This is a genomic window from Desulfovirgula thermocuniculi DSM 16036, assembly GCF_000429345.1.
Classification (GTDB): Bacteria; Bacillota; Desulfotomaculia; order Desulfotomaculales; family Desulfovirgulaceae; genus Desulfovirgula; species Desulfovirgula thermocuniculi.
In genome coordinates this window covers 83,114-104,701 of the sequence record NZ_AUBR01000004.1, presented here as the reverse complement: position 1 = coordinate 104,701, position 21,588 = coordinate 83,114, and the positions used below count along the sequence as shown (strand labels likewise).

Annotated in this window: 21 protein-coding genes; 9 read left to right on the top strand and 12 right to left on the bottom strand. The window is 58.9% G+C overall.

Annotated elements, in window-relative coordinates:
• Positions 1-2: 2 nt before the first annotated feature.
• Positions 3-1,922, bottom strand: a complete 1,920-nt coding sequence (locus G454_RS0101650; RefSeq protein ID WP_027717189.1) for a methyl-accepting chemotaxis protein — start codon at positions 1,920-1,922, stop codon at positions 3-5.
• Between the two features lie 1,135 nt (positions 1,923-3,057).
• On the opposite strand from G454_RS0101650, the gene G454_RS20160 reads away from it, so the two are divergent.
• The 8 genes from G454_RS20160 (at position 3,058) to G454_RS22260 (ending at position 9,216) form a co-directional block, all read left to right on the top strand.
• Positions 3,058-3,426 (top strand): helix-turn-helix domain-containing protein, encoded by a 369-nt coding sequence (locus G454_RS20160; protein WP_051275752.1) that lies wholly within the window; start codon positions 3,058-3,060, stop codon positions 3,424-3,426.
• A gap of 132 nt (positions 3,427-3,558) precedes the next feature.
• Positions 3,559-4,296: an STAS domain-containing protein gene (locus G454_RS0101635; protein ID WP_245574270.1), complete on the top strand. Its 738-nt coding sequence runs from the start codon at positions 3,559-3,561 to the stop codon at positions 4,294-4,296.
• Entirely contained in the window at positions 4,277-4,651 is a 375-nt protein-coding gene (locus tag G454_RS0101630; protein ID WP_027717186.1) for an STAS domain-containing protein, read from the top strand. Before G454_RS0101635 ends, G454_RS0101630 begins: the two co-directional genes overlap by 20 nt.
• A gap of 17 nt (positions 4,652-4,668) precedes the next feature.
• Positions 4,669-5,124, top strand: coding sequence for an anti-sigma regulatory factor (locus G454_RS0101625; protein ID WP_051275751.1), 456 nt, complete (start codon positions 4,669-4,671; stop codon positions 5,122-5,124).
• The gene (locus G454_RS0101620) at positions 5,121-5,732 is read left to right on the top strand and encodes a PP2C family serine/threonine-protein phosphatase (RefSeq protein WP_027717184.1); all 612 of its coding nucleotides are present in this window, start codon (positions 5,121-5,123) and stop codon (positions 5,730-5,732) included. The genes G454_RS0101625 and G454_RS0101620 overlap by 4 nt, the downstream gene beginning before the upstream one ends.
• Positions 5,723-6,538, top strand: a complete 816-nt coding sequence (locus tag G454_RS0101615) for a GGDEF domain-containing protein (protein ID WP_245574269.1) — start codon at positions 5,723-5,725, stop codon at positions 6,536-6,538. Before G454_RS0101620 ends, G454_RS0101615 begins: the two co-directional genes overlap by 10 nt.
• A gap of 25 nt (positions 6,539-6,563) precedes the next feature.
• On the top strand, positions 6,564-8,192 hold the full coding sequence (locus G454_RS0101610) for a putative bifunctional diguanylate cyclase/phosphodiesterase (protein ID WP_027717182.1): 1,629 nt from the start codon (positions 6,564-6,566) through the stop codon (positions 8,190-8,192).
• Between the two features lie 40 nt (positions 8,193-8,232).
• The gene (locus G454_RS22260; protein WP_245574268.1) at positions 8,233-9,216 is read left to right on the top strand and encodes an HD domain-containing protein; all 984 of its coding nucleotides are present in this window, start codon (positions 8,233-8,235) and stop codon (positions 9,214-9,216) included.
• 39 nt (positions 9,217-9,255) lie between these two features.
• Here the strand turns inward: G454_RS22260 and G454_RS0101600 are convergent, their stop codons facing one another.
• The 11 genes from G454_RS0101600 to G454_RS0101550 all read right to left on the bottom strand — a co-directional run bounded on the left by G454_RS0101600 (position 9,256) and on the right by G454_RS0101550 (position 20,773).
• A complete protein-coding gene (locus G454_RS0101600; RefSeq protein WP_027717181.1) occupies positions 9,256-9,588 on the bottom strand; it encodes a hypothetical protein in 333 nt (110 codons plus the stop codon).
• Between the two features lie 79 nt (positions 9,589-9,667).
• Entirely contained in the window at positions 9,668-10,333 is a 666-nt protein-coding gene (locus G454_RS0101595) for an ABC transporter ATP-binding protein (protein WP_483782828.1), read from the bottom strand.
• 25 nt (positions 10,334-10,358) lie between these two features.
• On the bottom strand, positions 10,359-11,099 hold the full coding sequence (locus tag G454_RS0101590; RefSeq protein WP_027717179.1) for an ABC transporter ATP-binding protein: 741 nt from the start codon (positions 11,097-11,099) through the stop codon (positions 10,359-10,361).
• Positions 11,089-11,997, bottom strand: a complete 909-nt coding sequence (locus tag G454_RS0101585; RefSeq protein WP_211229891.1) for a branched-chain amino acid ABC transporter permease — start codon at positions 11,995-11,997, stop codon at positions 11,089-11,091. The genes G454_RS0101590 and G454_RS0101585 overlap by 11 nt, the downstream gene beginning before the upstream one ends.
• A gap of 113 nt (positions 11,998-12,110) precedes the next feature.
• A complete protein-coding gene (locus G454_RS0101580) occupies positions 12,111-12,992 on the bottom strand; it encodes a branched-chain amino acid ABC transporter permease (protein WP_027717177.1) in 882 nt (293 codons plus the stop codon).
• 71 nt (positions 12,993-13,063) lie between these two features.
• Positions 13,064-14,332, bottom strand: coding sequence for an ABC transporter substrate-binding protein (locus G454_RS0101575; protein ID WP_051275749.1), 1,269 nt, complete (start codon positions 14,330-14,332; stop codon positions 13,064-13,066).
• Between the two features lie 24 nt (positions 14,333-14,356).
• Positions 14,357-15,505, bottom strand: a complete 1,149-nt coding sequence (locus G454_RS0101570; RefSeq protein WP_211229890.1) for an iron-containing alcohol dehydrogenase — start codon at positions 15,503-15,505, stop codon at positions 14,357-14,359.
• Between the two features lie 21 nt (positions 15,506-15,526).
• Complete coding sequence (locus G454_RS0101565; RefSeq protein ID WP_027717174.1) at positions 15,527-17,425, bottom strand: aldehyde ferredoxin oxidoreductase family protein; 1,899 nt, start codon at positions 17,423-17,425, stop codon at positions 15,527-15,529.
• 26 nt (positions 17,426-17,451) lie between these two features.
• Entirely contained in the window at positions 17,452-17,682 is a 231-nt protein-coding gene (locus G454_RS0101560) for a MoaD/ThiS family protein (RefSeq protein ID WP_027717173.1), read from the bottom strand.
• Between the two features lie 224 nt (positions 17,683-17,906).
• On the bottom strand, positions 17,907-19,997 hold the full coding sequence (locus G454_RS0101555; RefSeq protein ID WP_051275748.1) for a sigma-54-dependent Fis family transcriptional regulator: 2,091 nt from the start codon (positions 19,995-19,997) through the stop codon (positions 17,907-17,909).
• A 161-nt stretch (positions 19,998-20,158) separates the two neighbouring features.
• The gene (locus tag G454_RS0101550; RefSeq protein WP_027717171.1) at positions 20,159-20,773 is read right to left on the bottom strand and encodes a 50S ribosomal protein L25/general stress protein Ctc; all 615 of its coding nucleotides are present in this window, start codon (positions 20,771-20,773) and stop codon (positions 20,159-20,161) included.
• A gap of 118 nt (positions 20,774-20,891) precedes the next feature.
• On the opposite strand from G454_RS0101550, the gene G454_RS0101545 reads away from it, so the two are divergent.
• Entirely contained in the window at positions 20,892-21,578 is a 687-nt protein-coding gene (locus G454_RS0101545) for a PRC-barrel domain-containing protein (protein WP_027717170.1), read from the top strand.
• Positions 21,579-21,588 lie beyond the last annotated feature (10 nt).

Sequence of the window (21,588 nt, the reverse complement as noted above, 5' to 3'; positions counted from 1 at the left end):
GGCTAGCCCTGCTGGAGTTCGTCTGCCAGGGCGGCAATTTCTTCGATGGCCTGCGAAAGCTCCTTCATGCCTTCCGCCTGCTGGCGGCTGGCGGTGGCCGCCTCCTCCGCCGCCGCGCTGGCCTCGTGGGCCGCGGAAGCTATCTGCTCCACGCCCTTGGCCGCCTCCTCCACCCGGGCAAGCGACTGGGCGGACATGTCCCTGACCTCCTGCACGCCCCTGGCCACGGCCGCCATGTCCCGCTCGATTGTATCGAGGTCGGCCACGGTCTTCTTGGCCTTTTCCACTTCTCCCCTGATCACCTCACCGATAGCGGTGATGTCCCTCAGGACGTTCATGACCTGCTCCTGGATGCCCTTGACCATTTCCTTTATCTGCTCCGCGTTGCGGGCACTTTCCTGGGCCAAATTCCTTATGTCCGAGGCCACCACGGCAAAGCCCTTGCCGTACTCCCCAGCGCGCGCCGCCTCGATGGCCCCGCTCACCGCCAACATGTTGGTCTGGATGCTCACGCTGGCAATGGTGTCCACAATCTTGTCGATCTGGCGCGCGTACCGCTCTAGAACGGTGACCTTGTTGACGTTTTCCAGGTTGGTGGCCGCTGCCCGGGATATGCCGTCAATCAACTCGTTGACCCTGACCTTGTTGGCTGCCAGCAGCTGGCTGAGTTCCTCCGTCTGCTTCAGGGACTCCTCGGCCTCCCTGGCAATGACCTGCATGGACTTTTCCACCTGCTTTATGGCCGCCGAGGATTCTTCAGCTGCCGCCGCCTGCTGCTGGGCCCCCCTGGAAATCTGGTTCAGCGCGGCGTTTATCTCCTCCGCCGACTTGGTGGCCTCCTCGATGGCCGCGGAAAGCTCTTCAGCTGCCGCGGCCAGCGCCTCGGCGCTCTTCACCACATCGGTGGAGGTCTTAAGATCGTCGGCCATGTCGGCCAGGCTCGCGCTGCTCTCGCTTATCTCCGCAAGGGCTTTCGCCTGCTGCTCGACACCCCGCAGGGCTTCCTCCGTGGCGCCGGCCTGTTCGGCGGCGGTGGCGGCTATCTGCTCGCTGCCCTTCTGGAACTCCGCAATGGCCTTTTCCACCTCCACCATCAGCCGCTCTACGTTCCCGGCACCTTCCACCACCCTGTCCATTGCCTCGGCTATCTTGGCCAGCTCGGCCGTAATTACCTTACCCTTCTCCGTTTCGCCCCGAGCCACCTCCGCCGCCCTGCTGATGGCCTCCGCCACCACTTTGACGTTTTCCTGAATGCTGTTCACTATCTGCCGAATGTCGCTGGCGGCCTTTTCCGAAGTCTCGGCCAGCGTGCGCACCTCGTCGGCCACCACGGCAAAGCCCCGCCCGTGCTCCCCGGCGCGCGCCGCCTCAATGGCTGCATTTAGCGCCAGGAGGTTGGTCTGGTCGGCTATTTTCACCACCGCCCGCACGATTTCCCCGATCTTCTCCGCCTCCTCCTCCAGCTGGGCCACCAGGCGGGCCGACTCCTCGCTCCTAGCCGTGTTGTCGTCCACGCCCCTGACCAGCCCTTCAATGTCGGAAGAGGTCCTTGTTACCAGCTCCTTTATGGCCTGGCAGCGCGCCAGGGACTCCCCGGTCATCTTCACCGCGTGACGGGCCTGCTCGCCGATGGCCCTCACGGCCGCCAAGGACTGCTGGGTGGCACTGCTGGCCTCCTGCGCCCCGCGGGCGATCTGCTCCATGGAAGCGCGGAGTTCCTGCACCGCCCCGGAGGCCTGTTCCACGCCGGACGACAGTTGCTCGCTGGCGCTAGCTATGCGCTCCGCTATCTGCTGCTGCTTGGCATAGGTGCGCGCCTGCCTCTTGCGCGCCTCCGCCGCTTTCCTCTCTGCAAGCGTTGCACTTACGACCCCGCCCTTTCTCTCGCCAGGAAGCGGGGCCAACGTCCTCCTCTCCTCCACGCAAGTACCCTCCTCCAGATTAGGTATACTGGCAAATTTAGCCTTTTACCAAAGTTCCGGTGTGCCAATACCGGCACCAAATCCTCCTATATTTGAAAAAATTCGGAATCATCTGTATCGTCTGTGCAACTCATAAAAACTTGCTCCGTTCCCTCCCCCTCCTTGCTACACGTATCGACATTTTTCGTCATGGAAATACGTCGGGGCGCCATCCTCTGCCTCCCTTCTGCAGGAATGACGCCCCGCACTTTTCCTGCTGCGTGCCTCTAGAAAGTACGACTCTTTCTTCTTCTTCTTCTTCTTCTTTTACTGCTCCCTCAAGAAAAGCCACGAGACGGAGACAACCCAAAGCACACCAACAGAAGGAAGCCCTTACCCCCAAATAAAGCCTTTTTGATTACCGCAAGGAGCCATCTCTACAAGGCCCGCTACCGGGCTCAGCAAATTATCCTCGTGCGTTTCCCTCCGCAAGGACTTCCTTAAACAACACCTGTCGAACTACTGTCCTAGAACGCCCTTGTATCGGTTACTCCCAACACATTAGCAGTCGGCTATGCCGGACAGGTTATGCATATCGCATCTCCTGCATTAAGTTATTATGCGATATGTCTATTTTTGAGGAAATTATCTCCCGTATGTTTAACAAAGTCAAAAGCCCGGGGGATCCAGTTTTCATTGTATTTAGCTTTTAAACACCAATTTACTCGTCGAATCTCGTTTTTTCTCCCTTTTTGTCAGATAGAACCGGCCAGGGAACTCTGTTAACGCAAAAACTACTGCAACTAGGTAAGCAAAAAGGAGGAGGGAGAATTTTTTACTATTAAGCTCTTTGTCATACATGCCATTTTTGGTTAAAGTGAAATCGTACAGAATTATAGAAGCTTGTACATAGACCAGCTTCGGCCAAAAGAAAGGTATTATCAGAATTTGCATAGCATCACGCCAATCTAACCGCATTCCGTCAAGAGCCGGTGTAAGCCTTCGATCCGGCTCTCGTTTTCTTTTGGGGATATTATGCAATTTATCGCCAAAGTTCTACACATTTTTACCAATCGCCTAAAACTTTTCCGGGAGGTGAACCATAAGCAAAAGGCCTTAAGGCCTTTAGCCCAGCATCGTCATGGGAGGGAAGAACATGTTGGGAAAACGCCTGCGGTTTTACCGGCAGCGTAAGCGTCTGACCTTAAAGCACGTGGAGGAAAAAACCGGCCTGCACGCCTCCACCATCTCCGGCTACGAGCGCGGCGTGCGCGAGCCCTCCTACCAAGTGCTCCGCCTGCTGGCCGAAGTGTACGGCATCCCCGTGGCCTACCTGGCACTGGACGAGCGGGAAATCAGGGAAGTGATACCTGCAGAAATTGCCGGAACCCTGGAGCTTCTCACCAAGAGGCCGGACATTGCCGACTTCGTGGAGGAGATTAAGGACTTCCCGCAGTCCCTGGTGAAAAAACTGCACGAGGTCGTCCGCGACATCAGAAACCTCCAGCAGAGCCCGGGAAAGTGAGAAAAGCCCCCTGACCCACAGGGGGGGAGGAATCCTGCCAAAAGAAAAGGAATCCTGCCAAAAGAAGTAGAATTATTGTAGACAAAACGCCAAGCGAGGGGAGAACAGGCAAAAATGCACGCTCCGCAAAATTTGTCCGCGCTGGCCCGTAAAATCGGCCGCACACCGGCCGAAACCCAGCTGTGGGAGGAATTCCTGGGAAAACTCTTTGCCGCTGAGGGCGCGCAGGAGGAAGCGGCCCTGACGTCCACGCTGCGCTCCCTGGCGGAAGAGCTTGAGGAAGAGCCGCTGGCGGCGAAAATTGCCGCCCTGGCCGCAGAGCTGCCGGAGTTCCCGGCCACCAGGGTCTTTCAGCTGGCGCTTAAGGCCTGCGGGGAAAAGCGCCGCGAGCAGGAGGAAACCCTCAGCCACCTAAGGCAGATGCTTGCCGAGCTGGCCACCCCCATCATCCGCATTTGGACGGATATGCTCCTGGTGGCCATGATTGGCAACATCGACAGCCAGCGCGCGCAGGACATTGCCGAAAGGCTCCTAAACCGCGTCAGCTCCACCAGGGCCAAGGTAGTCATCGTGGACGTCACCGGCGTGCCCATGATCGATACGGTGGTGGGCGGCTTCCTCATCGAGATGTTCAACGCCACCAGGCTACTGGGGGCGGAAGTAATCCTTACCGGCATCAAGCCCGAAGTGGCCCACACGCTGGTCAAGCTGGGCGTGGACTTCCAGACGGTGTCCATCGCGCGGGACCTGGAGGACGCCCTGCGGCGGGGTATTGCCCTCACCATGGAAGAAACCCGCAAGAGGCGCGAGCTGGCCCTGAGCCTGGCCAAAAGCGGGGTGGGGGAGAACGATGAAAGAGGCGCCTTCTAACCCCGAGCAGGTGGTGCCCGTTTTACAAATTGCCGACTTTTTGCTGGTGCCCATTCAGATAGACCTGGACGATAAAACCGTAGGCCTTCTACAGGAGCAGCTCTTAAAAGAAATCGCGCGCACGAGGGCAAAGGCCATCATCCTGGACGTGCGCATGGTGGAGGTCATCGACAGCTACATCTCCTACACCCTCTCCGAAACCGCCGCCATGGCCCGGCTCATGGGGTGCCGCACCATTCTGTGCGGCATCCGCCCCCCCGTGGCCTTAACCCTAGCCCAGATGGGCATAGCGCTGGGAGAGCTGAGCATAGCCCGGGACCTGGAGCACGCCCTGGTTCTGGCCCAGGCGCCTTAGAAGCTGGTGGGTGAACCATGGATTTGGAAAAGCTCGAGGCCATTCTGGCCAGCCAGTCCCACGAGTTTGACGTGGTGGTGCGCATAGCCAAAGAGGAGGACATTGCCGTGGCCAGGCAGATGGCCAAGAAGCTGGCCCAGGAAATGGGATTTTCCCTGGCCGACACCACCAAGGTAGCCACCGCCGTATCCGAGCTGGCCCGCAATATCTACCGCTACGCCCAGCAGGGGCGCATCATGCTCCGGAAAAAAGAAGAGGGCAAAAGCGGCCCCTCCATGGAGATCATTGCCGCCGACCAGGGCCCCGGCATCCCCGACGTGGAGCTTGTGCTCACCAAAGGCTACACTACCTACGAGCGCAGCCTGGGCATCGGCCTCTCCGGCGTGAAGCGCTTGATGGACTCCTTTGCCATCTACTCGGCCCCCGGCAGGGGAACGGTGGTGGTGGCCGAAAAGAGGAGGCGCCGCTTTTGAGCCTCCGCACCCTGCAGGCGGAAGGGCAGGGCTGGAGCTTCTGGGGCTGCTGGAGGCCGCGCAGGGGAGAAGAGGCCGGGGGAGATTTTTGCTGGGTGCGGGCGGCAGAGGGCGGCGTTCTGGCCGTCGTGGCAGACGTCCTGGGGCACGGCGAGGAAGCCCACGCGAGCGCCCGGGAAATGCTGGAAGCATTGGAAGAGGTGATGGGAAGTTCCCCGGAGGCCTACTTCGGGGCAGCCGAGGCTGTGGCGGCGCGGCGGAGAGGGTGCGCCCTCTTCGTGGGTTTTTTCGCGCCTCTTGTTTTGCGGTACATCATGGTGGGCAACATGAGAGGGTGGCTTGTGAGGAGCCCCCGCAAAGCAGATCTCCTTTTTACCCAACCCGGCGTGGTGGGGGGGCGCAAAGTAACGCCCGCGGTGAGGGAAGTCAGCCTCGCCGGGGTAGAAGGCGTCATCGTTTGCTCCGACGGTATAAGGAGGGGGTTCGTGCCCGCCCTGCACCACGGCCTGCCGGAGCGGTGGGGAATGGGGCTGGTGCTGTGCATCCTGGAGAAGTTCGGCCTTCCGGAAGATGACGCCAGCGTGCTGGTGGGAAAGAGGTGGAGGTAAAGGTGGCCGTAGAAAGCTTTTACGAAACTTACAAAAACTATCTGGAGCGCTACGTGTGCGAGGGCGGGGCAGAGGGCGTTCTCCTGGAAGCATACAGCTACCTGACCGGCCAGCTCGGCGAGCACCAGATCCAGACGTCCAACATCCTGGACGTGCACACGCGCGCCTTAAGAGAGATTATGGGCGTCCGCCGCGACAGCGACGCCATTCAGTGGATCTACATCGACCGGGCCACGGAGTTCCTGGCGCAAATACTGGTGGTCATAGACACCTTCCTCCTCCAGCTCAAAGACCGCATCGAGCGCGACCCTCTCACCGGCCTTTACAACCGCCTGGCCCTCTACCCTGATCTCAACCAGATGCTCAAAGAGGCCCAGGAAAGGGAAAGCCCGCTGGTAGTGGCCATGCTGGACCTGGACAACTTCAAAACGGTCAACGACGAATACGGCCACCACGCCGGCGACGAGGTGCTGCGCGCAGCAGCCGTGATCATCAAGAAAAGCCTGCGCGGCGGCGACAAGGTCTTCCGCTATGGAGGGGAAGAGTTCCTCGTCGTGCTGCCCAATACAGACCTCAACAGGGCGGTGATCGCCCTGGAAAGAATACGCAGCCAGATAGCCGCCAACCTCACCATCCCGGGCACGAAAAGCTCCATCACCACCAGCATCGGGGCAGCGGGTTACCGCGGAAAAGGATCGATATCCCCCAACGACCTGATCATGCTGGCTGACAAAGCCCTCTACCAGGCCAAGAAAAAAGGCAAAAACGTGGTTGTCTGCGAAGGGGAGGTACCTCCCAAGAACTGAGAGAAGGGAGTCCGCTCTTGTCAAGATGCTGACGGAAAAAGCACTGGCCAGCTTACTAAAAATTTTGCAGGAACAACCTCCCTTGCTCCCCGAAGCCGAGCACAAGCAGCTGGAGCACCTCCTCGCCCGTATAAAGGGGGCTCTTGGTGACCTCCCCCGCCTGGCTTGCTACTGCCAGGAGGCCTTCCAAAAGGGGCAGGCCCTCTACGGGCAGGAAAGGACCGTGGAAGAGGTGCTAGGAGCGCTGGTGTCCATCGGCAACCTTTTTCTCCGGGAAACCCTCCAGCGTGCATCTTTTCCTTCCCAGCCGCAAGAACTGCAGGCGCTCTTCATGGCCGCCCTCCTGGAGCTGGGCTGCCTCTACCTTGGTTACCAGGAGGAGTCCCTCAAATCCCTGCGCCTGCTTACCGAGGTTGACCCGCTGACCGGGCTTTTAAACCGGGAGCCCTTCCAAAAGGAACTGGACAGGGCTCTGGAGTACGCCCGGCGCCAGAATGAATCCTTAAGCATCGTGTGGGTCGACGTGGACAACCTGCGCTTCATTAACGACATTTACGGGTACGTGGTGGGGGATGCCGTGCTGAGGGCCGTTGCGGGCACCATCAAGGAGATTTTTTCCTCCCCGGAGATGGTCACCTCCAGAACGGGTAGCAACTCCTTCGGGGTCATCTGCCCGGCTAGGGACCTGCGCGAAGCGCTCTCGCTGGCCGAGCAGCTCCGCCAGGAAGTGGAAAGGCAGCGGCCCGTGGAGGAGGACCTGGGCGTCACCGTAAGCGTGGGCGTCTCCTCCTTTCCCCTCCATGGCTCCTCCGCCAACGACCTTTTAACGGCTGCGGAAATGGCCGGAATTATGGCCAAGCGGCGGGGGAAGAACCGCGTGGAGGTACTGGAGGTAAGCAAGGGCCAGGCGGAGCTGACCCAAAAACACGAGAAGAGCGTCCTCTTAAAAGAGGCCCTGCTGCACGACGATGGCATCATCCCCTACTTTCAGCCCATCGTCGACACCACCACCGGCAGTACCGTGGGCTTTGAAGTGCTGGCCAGGATCTCCCTCCAGGGCCAGCTTTACCCCGCGGCCTTTTTTGCCGAGCTAGCCGAGGACACCAACCTCATCCACCAGGTCACCATAAGATGCCTGGAAAAGGCCCTGGCCAAATTCAGCCAGAGGAGTGCCGAGCACCTCATCTTTATCAACTGCGCCCTGCAGGAAGTGGAGCAGGAGGACGTGGTGAACAAATTCCTGGGCCTCCTGCGTCGTTATCACCTGCGGCCGGAGCGCCTGGTGGTGGAGCTGACGGAAAGGCAGGCCGTGAGGGACATAGGCAAGGTGCTTGCCTTTGCCCTGGAGCTGCAAAACGCGGGCATCAGGCTGGCCCTGGACGACTTCGGCAGCGGGTTTTCCTCCTTCCTTTACCTGCGCTACTTCGACTGCTACTTTGTGAAGATCGAAGGCTCCCTGGTGAGGGACCTCACGCGCAGCTCCAGGTGCAAGTTGATTGTGGAGCAGATGGTGGCTTTGCTGCGCAAGCTGGGTATTGAGCCCATAGCCGAATGGGTGGAGACGGCTGAGACGTGCGAAGCGCTTAAACGCCTGGGGGTCACCCTGTGCCAGGGCTATCACCTGGGCAAGCCTTCTCCGGAGATCTCCGCCTGAAATCCTCCGGGCAGGTAAAATATTTTGCGGGAGGTAAATTATGGACGGCATCTCCCCATCCGACTTCGCTCAGGCTGTGTGCGAGCTGGCGGACTATTTTCCCGTGGGCATAGCCCTGGTCGACGAAAGCGGTGACGTGCTCTTTGCCACTCCCATGGCGGAGAATATCTTTAAAGAAACAAAGATGGGGGCAGAAGAGGTTGTCAAGTGGTGCGTGGCGAAGCCTGCCCAAACCATAAAATCTTCCCCCCAGAGGTACTACCGTTGCTGGAGCCGCAAGCTCAGCCCGGTTCCGGGGGCAAAAGACAGGTACCTCCTCGTCTTTTCCGACGTTTCGGCCGAGCACAACCTCATGAACCTGCTTAAAACCGCCAAGGAAGAGGCGGAGCAGGCCCTGGCCGTCATGCTTCCCGACCTGCGCCTGGCCGCCCGCCTGCAGTCAATTGTGGAGTACACCGACGAGTACGACCCCCGCACAGGCAAAATCCGCATTACGGGCATCATCTCCCAGGGCGTTTACCGCCACGTCATCAACATCCTCAAGCTCATTGCCGACACCTTCAACCAGGGGCTGATGGAACTGCCGGGCATGGAAAAGAACTCCCTCGTGGCAGCGGCCATTTTCCACGACCTGGCCAAGGTGCAGCCCGTTTTAAAGCCCGGCGACGTGGTCAACCCGCGGGAGGTCTTCGAGCCGGGCCACCTGCACGCCTTTAGGAGCGCCGCCCTGGCCGAAGGCATTTACAGGCTGAGCCCCGATGTGGTGCTCCTCATCAAGTACCACCACCACTCCGAGGAAGAGCTGCCGCCGGAATTCCCGCCGCACCTCCTGCCCATGTACCGCTTCTTTCGCCTCATTGACGGGCTCTCCGCCGCCATCACCAGGCGCGGGGCCAGAGTGAAAATTACGGTGGAGGCCACGAAAGTTCATGTGGCGGAAAACAACCCCGTACCCGCTTACAACCGAAACCTGACCATGGATCTCTACACGGGCCAGGCCATCGCGCAGCCCCTCGGCCCGTAAAAAAGCCCCGGTGGCAGGCTTTCACCGGGGCTTTAGCCTTTACAGGCTGCCGACGGGCGGTACCGGCGGCCGCGGTGGCATGGTGGGCGGCATGGGCGGGCCAGCTAGAGGAGCACCCACGGATACGGCCCCCACGGCATGGATAGGGATGACCACCTGGGTGGCCGCGCCTCCGGGGGGCATCACGTGGACCTCCAGGTAGTCGATGCCCACCGCGTGCAGCATGCCCGTCACTTCCAGGGAGCCCACCTGGTGCCGCATCACGTGGCTCACGTACACCGTTACCTGCCTGCCCACCAGCTGGCGCAGCCGCTCGATGATGGTGAGGGTCACTTCCAGGTTCCCGTAATACTGCAGCTGCGGCTCGGACACAAAAAACACCCTCCTAGCACAAAATGGTTCAATAGCCATTTTATGCGGGAGGGTGGGGGAAGGTGTGACCCGCTCTCCCTTAAAGGCCGAGGTAAGCCGTCTTCACGTGCGGGTTGTTCAGTAACTCGTGGGCGGTCCCCGAGAGAACAACGGTGCCGTTTTCTAAAACATAACCTCTTGTGGACAGTTCGAGGGCGTGGTGGACGTTTTGCTCTACGAGTAGAACCGTAACTCCTTGTGCGGCAATATTTTTAATTAATTCCAGCACATGGTCGACCACTTTTGGTGCCAGGCCCAGCGACGGCTCGTCAAACATGATTAACTGCGGGTCGGCCATCATAGCCCGGCCAATGGCCAGCATCTGCTGCTCGCCGCCGCTCATGGTCCTGGCAATTTGTTTCCTTCTTTCCGCCAGCCGGGGAAGTAAGGTAAATATCTTTTCCAGGTTTTCCTTTCTCTTCTTGCGGCTCCGCGGCGTATATGAACCCAAGAGGAGATTTTCCTCAACGGTCATATTGAGAAAAAGCCTTCTGCCCTCCGGGACCTGGATTATCCCCTTTTCTACAATTTGGTAGGGCTCTAAGTGAGTGATCTCTTCACCATTAAAAATTATTTTGCCGGACCTGGGCTTTAAAACCCCCGATATCGTGTTTATCAAGGTGCTTTTTCCTGCGCCGTTTGCTCCCACGACACAAATGACCTCTCCCCTCTCCACCTGGAGAGAGACGTCCCTCAACACACACATTTCCCCATAAAAAACGCTTATTTTTTCAATTTCTAGCAGCGCCATATCTCTCACCCAAATAAGCTTTTATTACTTCCGGATTATTGGTTACCTCTTCCGGCGGGCCCTCGGCAATTTTTCGCCCGTAATCAATTACCACCACTCTCTGCGACAAGGCCATGGCCGCTTTTAAAACGTGCTCGATAAGCAAGATGGTAACGCCCGCACGGTGGATTCTTTTAATTACTTCAATTGCCTCATTAACCTCTGCGGGATTTAGACCCGCTAACACTTCATCCAGCAAAAGCAGTTTCGGTTCTGTAGCAAGGGCCTTGGCCACTTCAAGCTTTTTGCGGTCGACAATGGTAAGGTTTTTGGCCAGCATATCCTTTCTATGGTGTAGCCCAACCAGCTTTAAAACCTCCAGGGCTTTTTCTCTGCTAACATGCGTGTTATTTGTATGCAGAAAAGCGCCAACCATGACGTTATATAGAACGGTCTTGTTGCCAAATGGCTTCACTAGCTGAAATGTGCGCCCGATGCCCTTTTGGCACACCTGATATGGCTTTAAGCCCACGATATTTTCGCCATTAAAGTAAATTTCACCCTTTGTTGGCCTGTAGACACCACTTATAAGGTTGAAGACTGTCGTTTTTCCCGCCCCGTTAGGACCAATCAGGCCGACAATTTCGCCTTCGTTTACCGTGAAACTCAGATCATTTACCGCTATCAAGCCGCCAAATTTAATGGTAACATTTCTTAACTCAAGCAGTGCCCTATGCGGCATGCTTCCCCTCCCTTCTTTCGAGCAAATTAACCAGCCTGTTCCACAGGACCTCGAGAAACTCTATTAAGCCCCGCGGCTTGAAGATAACAAACAAAACCACCAGCAGTCCGTACAAGAACAGGTGCAGCCCCATTATCTGGTTGAAGACTACCCTGGTGATTTCACCTATAAGCGTCAGCACCAAACCCCCAAGGGCCGGGCCGAGTACGGTACCCCTGCCCCCGACTATGGCCAGGAAAACAATCTGGTTAGACATGATCGGCCCGGCAATGGCATTTGGTTCCAGGTAACGAATCAGCTGGGCGTAAAACACACCGCCAACACCGGCAAAGAAGGCGCTCAGCGTTGCGGCCACCAGTTTAACCCTGGCTGTATTTATCCCCAGGGCCAACGCCGCATCCTCATCCTCCCTCAGTGCCGTTAGGTAATAACCCAGCTTAGAACCGTCAATCCACCTGCAGATCAAGACGAGAATTAAAAACAACACTAAGATCAGGTAATAATAAGGCACTTTAGAAATAAATTGCATGTGCTGGGGAGCATTGCCTAACAGCGGGATCATGAAGCCTTCTGCCCCGCCAGTTTTCCACTTTCCTATGTGCGTGGTATTTGTCAGAATAACCCTGAACCCCTCAGCAAAGCCCACCGTGGCCAGCGCGTAATAGGCACCTCTCAGGCGCAAGGTTGGATACCCCACTAAGAAGCCCATCAAACCGGCCACAAGCCCTCCGATGAACATGCCAAACCAGGGCGAAATGCCCAGGTAAGCAAAAAGAAGCGAAGATGTATATGCCCCAGCAGCCACGTAAGCCCCGTGCCCTAAAGACAGCTGGCCGGCAAAACCGCCCACAATGTTCCAGGCCGTCGCCATATATGCCCAGAAAAGGACCATGGCCATGATATGGAGGTAATAAGGGCTTTTTACAAATAGCGGCAAGGCAAAAAGCAAAAGGATAAGTAATACTGGCAAGTAGTATCTTGGGGAAGCCAAGCGTGCCAACTTTTCATCACCTACCACTCGTATCTTGAACCAAACAGCCCGGAGGGCCTAAAGAGCAGAAACACCAAAAAGGCGAAATAAACCAAAATAGCTGTCCATGTAGCTGTCATATACTGGGCGGCAACAGACTCCACCAGACCAATCAGCAGACCCCCTACGAGGGCTCCGGGAACGCTACCCAGACCTCCCAGGACCACTATAATAAAGGCCTTGGTAATAAAGACCTCGCCAACGGTGGGGTGGGCGTAATAAAAGGGGATTAAAAAGATGCCCGTTAAGCCGGCAATGGCCGTACCAATCCCAAAAGCAATACCGTAAACTTTAGGCACATTTATGCCCATCAGTAATGCGACACCGCGGTCCTGGCCGGTTGCCCGCATGGCCCTTCCCAGCTCCGTTTTATTCAAGAACTGATAAAATAAAACGGTAACAATTAATGTTGCTATAAAAGCATATAGCCGGGGTACACTGATGGAAAGGCCGGAAAGATTGATACTGGCCCCCGAGTACGATGTCTGTGCCATCAAGTAATCGGCCCCAAAGACCATGAGGACAAAATTTTCTATGGCCACCGACAAGCCCGCGGTAAGCAACAAAGCACCTATAGGCTCTCTCACATCTTTTTCGGCATCAAGAACGGGCTTGATAAGGTAACGCTGGGTTAAGTAGCCTAATACAAACATCAGAGGAATTATTACTACTATGCTCAGGTAAGGGTCCAGCCCCATAATTCTCCATAACCAGTAAGACAGGATCATGGCCACCATTAAGAAGGCACCGTGGGCAAAGTTAATAATCTTCATTATGCCAAAGATCAGCGTTAAACCAAGGGCCAGTAAGCCGTAAATCCCGCCCATCAAAATGCCGTTAACCACTGCAGACAGCAAGCCCATGCCACCGACCTCCATAATCTTGCTTCAAGCGAGGGACAGCCGCAAACGGCCGTCCCTCGCTTCACTTTTAGCTACTTCTTGTCCCAGCCGGGGAACGGCCACACAGGCTTCCAACCCGGGCGGGCATCCTTTTCCGGCCACACCGTTACCCGCTCCATCTTTCCGTCCACTTTCCGGAACTGGCAGATTACCAGCGGAGCGTGAATCATTTGGCCGCTTTCATCAAAGGCAATTTCCGGCGCGTACATCTGCGTGACACCGCTGGTTAATTTCGTTTCCGCCAAAGCCTTGCGTATTGCTTCCGGATCCAGGGAGCCCGCTCTCTCCAAAGCGTCTTTAATTACATACATGGCTACATAGGCCTTTACGGCTTCGGCATTCATGTCGTAACCGTACTTTTGCTTGAACTTCTCGTTAACTTCCTTTGAAAACGGCCGGTTCACATCAGGCTCCCAGGTGGATATATCGAAGAAGTATTCGCAATTGTCCCCTGTGGTTTTAAAGTATACCGGGTCGGCAAAGCCGCCGCTTGTCCCAATAAAGGCCAGGGGCTTAACCTTGTGCTCGGCAAAGGTATTGGTCAGCAAAGCCGCGTCTGACACATATGAGCACAGGAAGATGATGTCAGGCTTTAATTGCTTTACTTTCAACACCACCGGTGTCAGGTCAGAAGAGTTGCGCGGGTAGGGCTCCTTTAGCACAATTTGCAGGCCTGCCTCTCCCAGGTATTTTTCCCAGCCCTTGGCTGCACCCTGGCCCCAGGCAGTATCTTCGTATATGAGGGCCACTGTTTTAACAGGTGTACCGAACTTGCTTGCCATATCCTGGATAAATTTTACCTGTTCCCTGTTCCTCCAGCTGGTTTTCTCTGCCAAGCGAAACACGTACTTAAAGCCACGCTCCGTGATTACGTCCTCAGAGGGAACGGGGACGAAGAACGGCACCTTGTAACGCTCGGTAACCTCGCTTACGGGAAGCGCCACACCGCTTTGATAGGTACCGGTTATAAGGGCAACCCTTTCCTGCGTGATAAGGCGTTCGGCTTCGGCCACCCCCGTTGCCGGGTCACCTTTACTATCGGCAAAGATCATTTTGATTTTCGCCCCGCCCAGGGACTTGATGCCCCCTGCCGCGTTTATTTCCTCCACGGCCATCTCCCTGGCTTCTTTGCCGATCTTGCCGAGAGGCGCTGCAGAACCTGAAAGTGGCAGAATATTGCCTATTTTTACTTCCTTTACTTCTCCCTTAGAAGCACCGCCGCCTCCGCAACCTGCCACCAGCAATGTCACCAAGAAAGCAACTAGCAGGAAAACTATCCCGGTACGCGCTTTAAAAAACATATCTACCAACTCCCCCCTTTTTTCCTACAGAACCTTGCGATAAACGGCCTCAATGTCCTCCCGGGTCATGGCCCTGGGGTTGTTGCTCAAAAGGCGCGTCTGCTTTTCGGCATCGACAGCCAGCTGCGCAATATCCTCCTCGGAGACGCCCACCTCGCGCAGGGACTGGGGTATGCCCACATCCTGCACCAGCTCCCTGACCGCCTTTACGGCCAGCATGGCGGCCTCCCGGAGAGACTTCCCGCCAACCGGCTCGCCCATGGCCTCGGCAATGCGGGCAAACTTGGGCAGGCTGCTCACGCAGTTAAACTCCATGACCGGCGCCAGGAGAAGGGCGTTGGAAACCCCGTGGCTCACGCCGAACCGCCCTCCCAGCGGGTAGGCCAGGGCGTGGACGGCCCCTACGCCGGCGTTGGCCAGAGATACTCCGGCAAAGAAAGACCCCATGGCCATTTTCTCCCGCGCCTCCAGGTCGCCGCCGTTAAACACCGCCGCCCGCAGGCTTGAGGAAATCAGCCTTACGGCCTCCAGGGCGTAAATGTCCGTGTGGGGCGTGGCCCGCCGGGCGGTGTAGGACTCGATGGCGTGCACCAGCGCGTCCACGCCGCTGGCGGCGGTGATCTTAGGAGGGCAGGAAAGGGTCAGCAGCGGGTCGATGATGGCCACCTTGGGCAGGAGGTAGCGGCTCACCACCCCTTTCTTTACCTTTTCGTCTTTGAAGGCAAAAATGGCGTTTTGCGTAACTTCGGAGCCCGTCCCCGCAGTGGTGGGAATCAGGATGGTGGGAAGGCCCTCACGCGGGATCAGTTCAATGCCCGCGTAATCCCTGATGCTGCCCCCGTTTGTAGCCAGGACGGCGGCTCCCTTGGCCACGTCCATGGGGCTGCCGCCGCCCAGCCCCACCAGCAGCTGGTAACCCCCTTCCCGCACCAGCTGCCCTACCTTGTCCACCGTCTCCGTGCTGGGCTCCGGCTCGACCTCCGCAAAGACCTCTACCCTTGCACCCCCCTTCTCGATGGCCTCCACCACTTGCCCGTCCAGGCCGGCCGCCTGCACCCCCGCATCGGTAACCAGCAGGACCCTGCCGGCCCCAAATCTCTCCACCTCCCTGCTCAAATTTTCCAGGGCGCCCCGCCCCATGTAGACGACTTCAGGCAACCTAAAGGGAAACACCAACGCCGCTCACCCCTTACCTTATTTTTCCACCAGCCAGTCCAGGTCCAGCTCATACAGCTTAGCCGCGGTGGGCCTCCCCGTGCCCGGGTCCCATCCGGCCATCTCGTAGAAAAGCCTCACGGCTGCTGCAAACCTGCCGGGGTCCAGGCCCGGCTCCCCGTCCCGCGGGCCGCCCTTTAAGGGAGAAAAGAACTTCTCCGGCAGCCTGTCGTCGGCAACGGTGAACCCCTGGCGGGCGTTAAACTCCTTGGCCATAGCTAGCATTCTCTCTCCCGCTTTTAAGAGTTCCCACCAGCTGGTCTGCCAGCCCGTCACTGCCTCCACAAGGGCCAGGAGCTTGTCCAGGGGGGTGACGCTCCTCGCCACATAACCGAAAACGCACACGCCCAGCATGTCGTAGGCGCCGTTTAAATAGCTGGTGTAGAGCACCTGCCTCACCTTGCGGTGGTCGAGATCCGTGGCGCCCACGGGCTCGCCCAGCCCTATGGAGGCCATCCCCCGCACGCCAAAGGAGTCCCGGGCGGTAAAGAAGGGGTCGTGCTGGGCAAACCAGTGGTCGGCGCCGTTAACCGCCAGGGCAAACTGGAGGCCGAGGCCGCTCTTCACCCGGGGGTCGTGCATGGGCACCTCCTGCCCCTTGACTTCCAAGAGGTATTTTTCGCTCTGCCTACCGAAGCGGGCCGCCGCGGCCCTGCTGCCCTCCGCCAGGAGGTTGCCAAAGCCCTCGCGTCGGGCAATCTTTTCGATCAGGGGCAGCAGCACTTCCTCGCGACCAAAGCGCAGCTCCAGGCCGTCGGTGAGGCTTTGGTCGATAATCCCCTCCTCGTAGCACTTCATGGCAAAGGAGATGGTCATCCCCACGGAGATGGTGTCCAGGCCGTAGCGGTTGCACAGCTCGTTGGCCTTGAGGAGCAGCGCTAAATTGCCGATGCCGCAGTTGGAGCCCAGCGCCGCCAGGGCCTCGTATTCCGGGCCGCCGTACCTGCTGTCCACGCGCAGGTCGCCCTCTTGGATCTCCACCACCCTCTTGCACCTTATGGGGCAGGCAAAGCAGCCCCCGCGCTTCACCAGATACTTTTCGATTAGCTTTTCCGAGCCGATGTCCTCCGCGCGGGCAAAGCAGCCCGTCTCCCAGTGGTTGGTGGGTAGGCACCCGCCCGCGTTGTTTGTCGTTATGCCCAGGGGCGTCCCGTGCTCGTGAAGGGCCGCGCTCAAGGGGTGGTTACGGTAGTTTTCCGCCACCCACCGCAGGATGCCGGCCACCGCTTCCCGGTCCTTCACTTCCACCGACCGGGTGCCCCTGACGGCAATGGCTCTCAGGTTCTTTGCTCCCATCACTGCCCCCAGGCCGTTTCTGCCGTTAAAGTGGGCCAGGTTATTGCAGATGTTGGCGAACCGCACCAGCCTTTCGCCCGCCGGGCCTATCTGCGCCACCTGGACCTTCTCGTCGCCCAGCTCCCACCGGATTTTCTCCTGCGCCTCGCCGGTTTCCAGGCCCCAGAGGTGGGAGGCATCCCTGATCTCGGCCTCCCCGTCCTTGATCCAGAGGTAGACGGGCCTTGCGGCTCGGCCCTTTATAACCACGGCGTCAAACCCGGCGCGCTTAAGCTCCGGCCCCCACCACCCTCCCGCTTCCGACTTGCCCAGCGCTCCCGTAAGGGGGGATTTGGCCACCACCGTGTAGCGCGGCGCGCAGGGAGCGCCGGTCCCGGCCAGCAGCCCGGGGGCAAACACCAGGATGTTTTCCGGCCCCAGCGGGTCGATAACCCTTTTGTTGCTCCTCCTTAACAGGTAATACAGGCCGATCCCGGGCCCGCCCAAATACCCGCGGTAAAACTCCTCCCCGGGCTTTTCCACCAGGATCTCCGCTTTGGTTAAATCCACCAGCAGGATCTTGCCCCTGAAACCGTAGCCCACCAAGTATGCCTCCCTGGTTTAAAAATTTAACCGCCGCCGAAGATCGGGTATAGCTCAAGGCAATCTCCCGGCAACAGCCGGCGGTCAAGCGAGGCCATCTTTCCGTTAACCAAGACCAGGCCCACCGCCCCGCAACTCACACCCAGGTCCTGCAGGACCTTCCTCACCGTCAGGCCTTCCGCGGCGGAAACCCGCAGCACGCCGCTTTGGTGGGGAAGGCAGCTTCTCAAGGCCGCATGCAGCCTCACCGTCACCATAACCGCAGCCTGCCCCTCGTACCGCAATTTCCATGGCGCCGCAGAGGTGCAATTCCGGTGCCAGAATTCTTTGACCGGCCAAAATTTCCGACAGTTCTTTATTTAACGGGCCTTGCCCGGTCCGCAGAAATACGGCCCGCCCCGGGGTGCACCCGGCCCCCTGTATACAAATGACCCACCCGGGCAAACCGGGTGGGTCATTTGTATACAGGCGAAACTGTCTTTTACGTGGGCAGGGAAATTCCGTACTTCTTTATCTTCCGGTAGAGGGTCTTTCTCGTTATGCCCAGCATGGCCGCCGCCCGGGAGATATTCCCGCCGGCCCGCTTTAAGGCCTCCTCGACGGCGCGCCGCTCTACTGTTTCCAAAGTATCCGCACCGCCGGGTACCGGCTCCCCTGAAACCCTTACCTCCCCTTTTTCCAGGCTTTTCTTTATGCCCGGGTAGCTCAAGACGTCCTGCGCCTCAATGCGCCGGCTGGAGCGGCTGAAGGCCATCACCGCGCAGCGCTCCAGCACGTTCTCCAGCTCCCGCACGTTTCCCGGCCAGTGGTAGGCCTCCAGCAGCTTCAGCGCCTCTTCGGAAACCTCGAAGGAAGATCCCAGCCTCCTGGCGTGTTTCTGGCAAAAGTGCCCGATCAGCTCCCAAAGGTCCTCCTTGCGCTCTCTGAGCGGGGGAATTTCAATGGTGATGACGTTAAGCCGGTAAAAAAGGTCCTCGCGGAAGTTGCCCTGCCTCACTTCCTCCCACAGGTCGCGGTTGGAGGCGGCGATGATCCGCGCTTTGAGGGGTATTTCGCTCGTACCCCCAATCCTCGTGAAGCTGCGGTTCTGGAGCACCCGCAGGAGTTTGGCCTGCATGGCCATGGACATGGCGTTAACCTCGTCTAAGAAGAGGGTGCCGCCGGCGGCCAGCTCGAACTTGCCCGGCTGCCCCTCGCGCTTTGCCCCGGTAAAGGCACCTCCTTCATAGCCGAAAAGCTCGCTCTCAATGAGCTCGGCGGGAATGGCCGCGCAGTTAATGCCCACAAAGGGCCCGTCACTCACGTTGCTGGCGTTGTGAATGGCCTGGGCAAACATCTCCTTCCCGGTCCCGCTCTCGCCCAGGATTAGGATGTTGGAGGGCAGGGCGGCCGCCTGCCGCGCGAGGCTCACCGCTTGGGAAAAGTTGGGGCTCCTGCCGACGAGGTCCTCAAAGGTAAAGTAGGCCTTAAAGCCGGCGAGATTCTTGATGAACCCCCGCGCGTGCGTCAGCCCCTTGAAGACCGCCAGCACGCCGTTGACCCTGCTGTTGTCTTCGCTGCTGGTAATGGGCACCACATTGCCGATGACCGTCTTGCGCTTGTTCTTGACCTGGAAAACCAGCTCCTTGTTCAGGTAAGCCTCCCCGGTGCGCAGCGCCTCGCGGATGATGGGCTGGGGACCCAGGATCACCTCCACCGCCTGGTCGACGGCCTCCTGGGGGCTTACGCCCAGGATCTGCCCGGCGGGCCTGTTAAAAACGGTGATCCGCCCCTCGCCGTTTAAGGCAATCAAGCCGTCGAAGATGGAGTCCACAATGCTCTCGATGTACTTGCCGGCCAGCTCTTTTTCCCGGCGCAGGCGGTTCTGCCGCCAGCTAAACTCAATGGCCTTGCTCAAGGCAATGGCCATGCCCAGCGTGTGCTGGTGTACCTTCAGGTAATGCCCCGCCACGTTAATGATGCCCAGCAGCCCCTCGTGCTCGTCAAATATGGGGGCCGCCGAGCAGGTCCAGTACTGGAGCTGGGCGTTGTAGTGCTCCGGGCCGACCAGCTGGATGGGGCGCCCCAGGATGGCCGCCAGGTTGATGGCGTTGGTGCCGGTGGCCTCCTCGCTCCTGCTCACCCCGGGATAGGAGCCCTGCCTCTTGGCCATCTCCAGGACCTCGGGCTCCCCAAACTGCTTGAGGATGTACAGGTCCCGGTCCAAGAGATCCACGCGAAAGCCGGAGCCCTTTAAGTTGGAGGCAAAGGCGTCGAGGAAAGGGGAGGCAATCTCGATGAGCTCCCTGTTTTCCTCCAGCTTCCGCTTTAAATTTTCCGGCGTGAGGGATATGGGGTACAGCCTGTAGGGGTCAATCCCCCGCTCCCGCGACCGCTTCCAGGAGCTCAATACCTCCGGCCTGATAAACCTGGCCTTATCAACCTTGCCCGTCTTGATAAACGTCTCCCAGTTTTGCTTCAGGCAGGTCAGGTAACCCAGGAAATTCCTGTACTCGTAAAGCTGCCTCTCCGCCAGCTCCTCAAACTCCCGCGGCAGGATGAGGTCCTTTGCCTCCCTGTCCCGGAAATACATCCCGCTTTCACCACCCGCCTTCTTCTCCGGAGGAAACCAGGGCACCCTGCGCCGCCCGCTTTTACTTTAGTAAACCGGCCGGCCAAGCGCCGCCAAGTGAAAAACGCCGGGCAACGGATCCCGGCGCCGCGCGCCATGCCGCGCTGGCAGGCTTGAGAAGCCTAGCTGCTGGCCGCCCCTTCTTCCTTCCCTTCCTCCTCGGCAACCTCCTCTGCTTCCGCTTCCACCACCGTGGCCACCACCTCGTCGGGGTCGGCAAGCACCTTCACGCCCTCCGGCACGACCAGGTCGCGCACGAAGATGGTGTCTCCCACGTCGAGGCCGGAAACGTCCACGGTAATGGCCTCGGGAATGGCCGTGGGCAGGCAGGAGATCTCCACCTCGCGCAGCTGGTGCTGGAGGATGCCGCCCTTCTTTATGCCCACCGGCTCGCCGACCAGCTCCACCGGCACGGTGGTGGTGACCTCCTCGGTGAGGGAGATCTGGTGAAAGTCCACGTGGATGAGCCTGCCGGTCAGCGGGTCGTGCTGCATCTCCTTGATCAAAACCTTTTCCTGGCGCTCCCAGCCGTCACCGGCTATCTTGAGGTCCAGCACTTTGCTCCTGGTCACTTCCCCCCCGAGTAATTTGCGCAGCTCCCGCAGGCTGATCTCCACGGGCAGGCTGCCCACCGCCTTGCCGTAAACCACCGCCGGTATCTTTCCCTGCGCGGCCAGCCGGTTGCGGTAGCCCTTGCCGCGGCCGGCCCTCACCTGTGCCACCAAAACAGCTTCCACCCTTAACCCAACCTCCTTTTACGTAAAGTATTCCCTCCCCGCCGGTTCTACGGCTGCGATGAGGGGCATAAGGATTCTTTTAAGAACCTCGGAAGCCGCCGCTGGGGAGGCATAGGTCATGCGCAAGAGCAAGCAGTTCCACGGAATGCTGGTCATCAGCCTGCAGGAAGGCAAGCAAATCGGCGTGGTGCGGGGCCTGGTGGTGGATCCGGAAAGAAAAGCCGTGGCCGCCCTCGTGGTGGAACAAAAGCGCCTGCTCTTTAAGGAGCAGAGGTTCCTGCCCTTCTCCCGGGTGCACAGCGTGGGCGAAAACGCCATTACCGTGGACCAGAGCAGCAAGGTGGAAAGATCGACCGCGCTGCCCGATGTGGTCAGGCTGGTCAGGGAGCGCGTAAACGTCACCGGGGCCCGCCTGGTTACCGAAAGCGGCACCCTCCTGGGCCAGGTGGACGAATATTACGTGGACCTGGAGGGCGGGGAGATCGTGGGCCTGGAATTTTCCGGGGGGCTTCTCTCCGGCGTCGTCTCCGGGCGGGCCTTCCTGGACAGCATTTTTGTGCGCACCATGGGCAGGGAAGTAATTGTGGTCAAGAACGAGGCCCTAGCCCACCTGATAAAAATCGAGGGCGGCCTGGCTACCTCCTTAAGCCAGGCCTGGGCCGCCACCCGCCGCAAAACCCGCGCCCTGGGCGAGGCGCTCTCCCACACCTGGGAGCGGTTCCGCGGCGCTAAAAGTGAGGGTACCGCCCCTCCCCCCGGGCCCAACGGGGAGGCGCAGTGCCCGGAGGACCACCTGACCCGCTAGCCCGCGCCAA

Coding starts and splice junctions, on each gene's coding strand:
- G454_RS0101630 (WP_027717186.1), top strand. CDS start 4,277: ATGAAAGAGGCGCCTTCTAACCCCGAGCAGGTGGTGCCCGTTTTACAA.
- G454_RS0101545 (WP_027717170.1), top strand. CDS start 20,892: ATGCGCAAGAGCAAGCAGTTCCACGGAATGCTGGTCATCAGCCTGCAG.
- G454_RS0101610 (WP_027717182.1), top strand. CDS start 6,564: ATGCTGACGGAAAAAGCACTGGCCAGCTTACTAAAAATTTTGCAGGAA.
- G454_RS0101625 (WP_051275751.1), top strand. CDS start 4,669: ATGGATTTGGAAAAGCTCGAGGCCATTCTGGCCAGCCAGTCCCACGAG.
- G454_RS20160 (WP_051275752.1), top strand. CDS start 3,058: ATGTTGGGAAAACGCCTGCGGTTTTACCGGCAGCGTAAGCGTCTGACC.
- G454_RS0101555 (WP_051275748.1), bottom strand. CDS start 19,997: ATGTATTTCCGGGACAGGGAGGCAAAGGACCTCATCCTGCCGCGGGAG.
- G454_RS0101560 (WP_027717173.1), bottom strand. CDS start 17,682: ATGGTGACGGTGAGGCTGCATGCGGCCTTGAGAAGCTGCCTTCCCCAC.
- G454_RS0101595 (WP_483782828.1), bottom strand. CDS start 10,333: ATGTGTGTGTTGAGGGACGTCTCTCTCCAGGTGGAGAGGGGAGAGGTC.
- G454_RS0101580 (WP_027717177.1), bottom strand. CDS start 12,992: ATGGGCTTGCTGTCTGCAGTGGTTAACGGCATTTTGATGGGCGGGATT.
- G454_RS0101585 (WP_211229891.1), bottom strand. CDS start 11,997: ATGGCCATGGTCCTTTTCTGGGCATATATGGCGACGGCCTGGAACATT.
- G454_RS0101575 (WP_051275749.1), bottom strand. CDS start 14,332: ATGTTTTTTAAAGCGCGTACCGGGATAGTTTTCCTGCTAGTTGCTTTC.
- G454_RS22260 (WP_245574268.1), top strand. CDS start 8,233: ATGGACGGCATCTCCCCATCCGACTTCGCTCAGGCTGTGTGCGAGCTG.
- G454_RS0101590 (WP_027717179.1), bottom strand. CDS start 11,099: ATGCCGCATAGGGCACTGCTTGAGTTAAGAAATGTTACCATTAAATTT.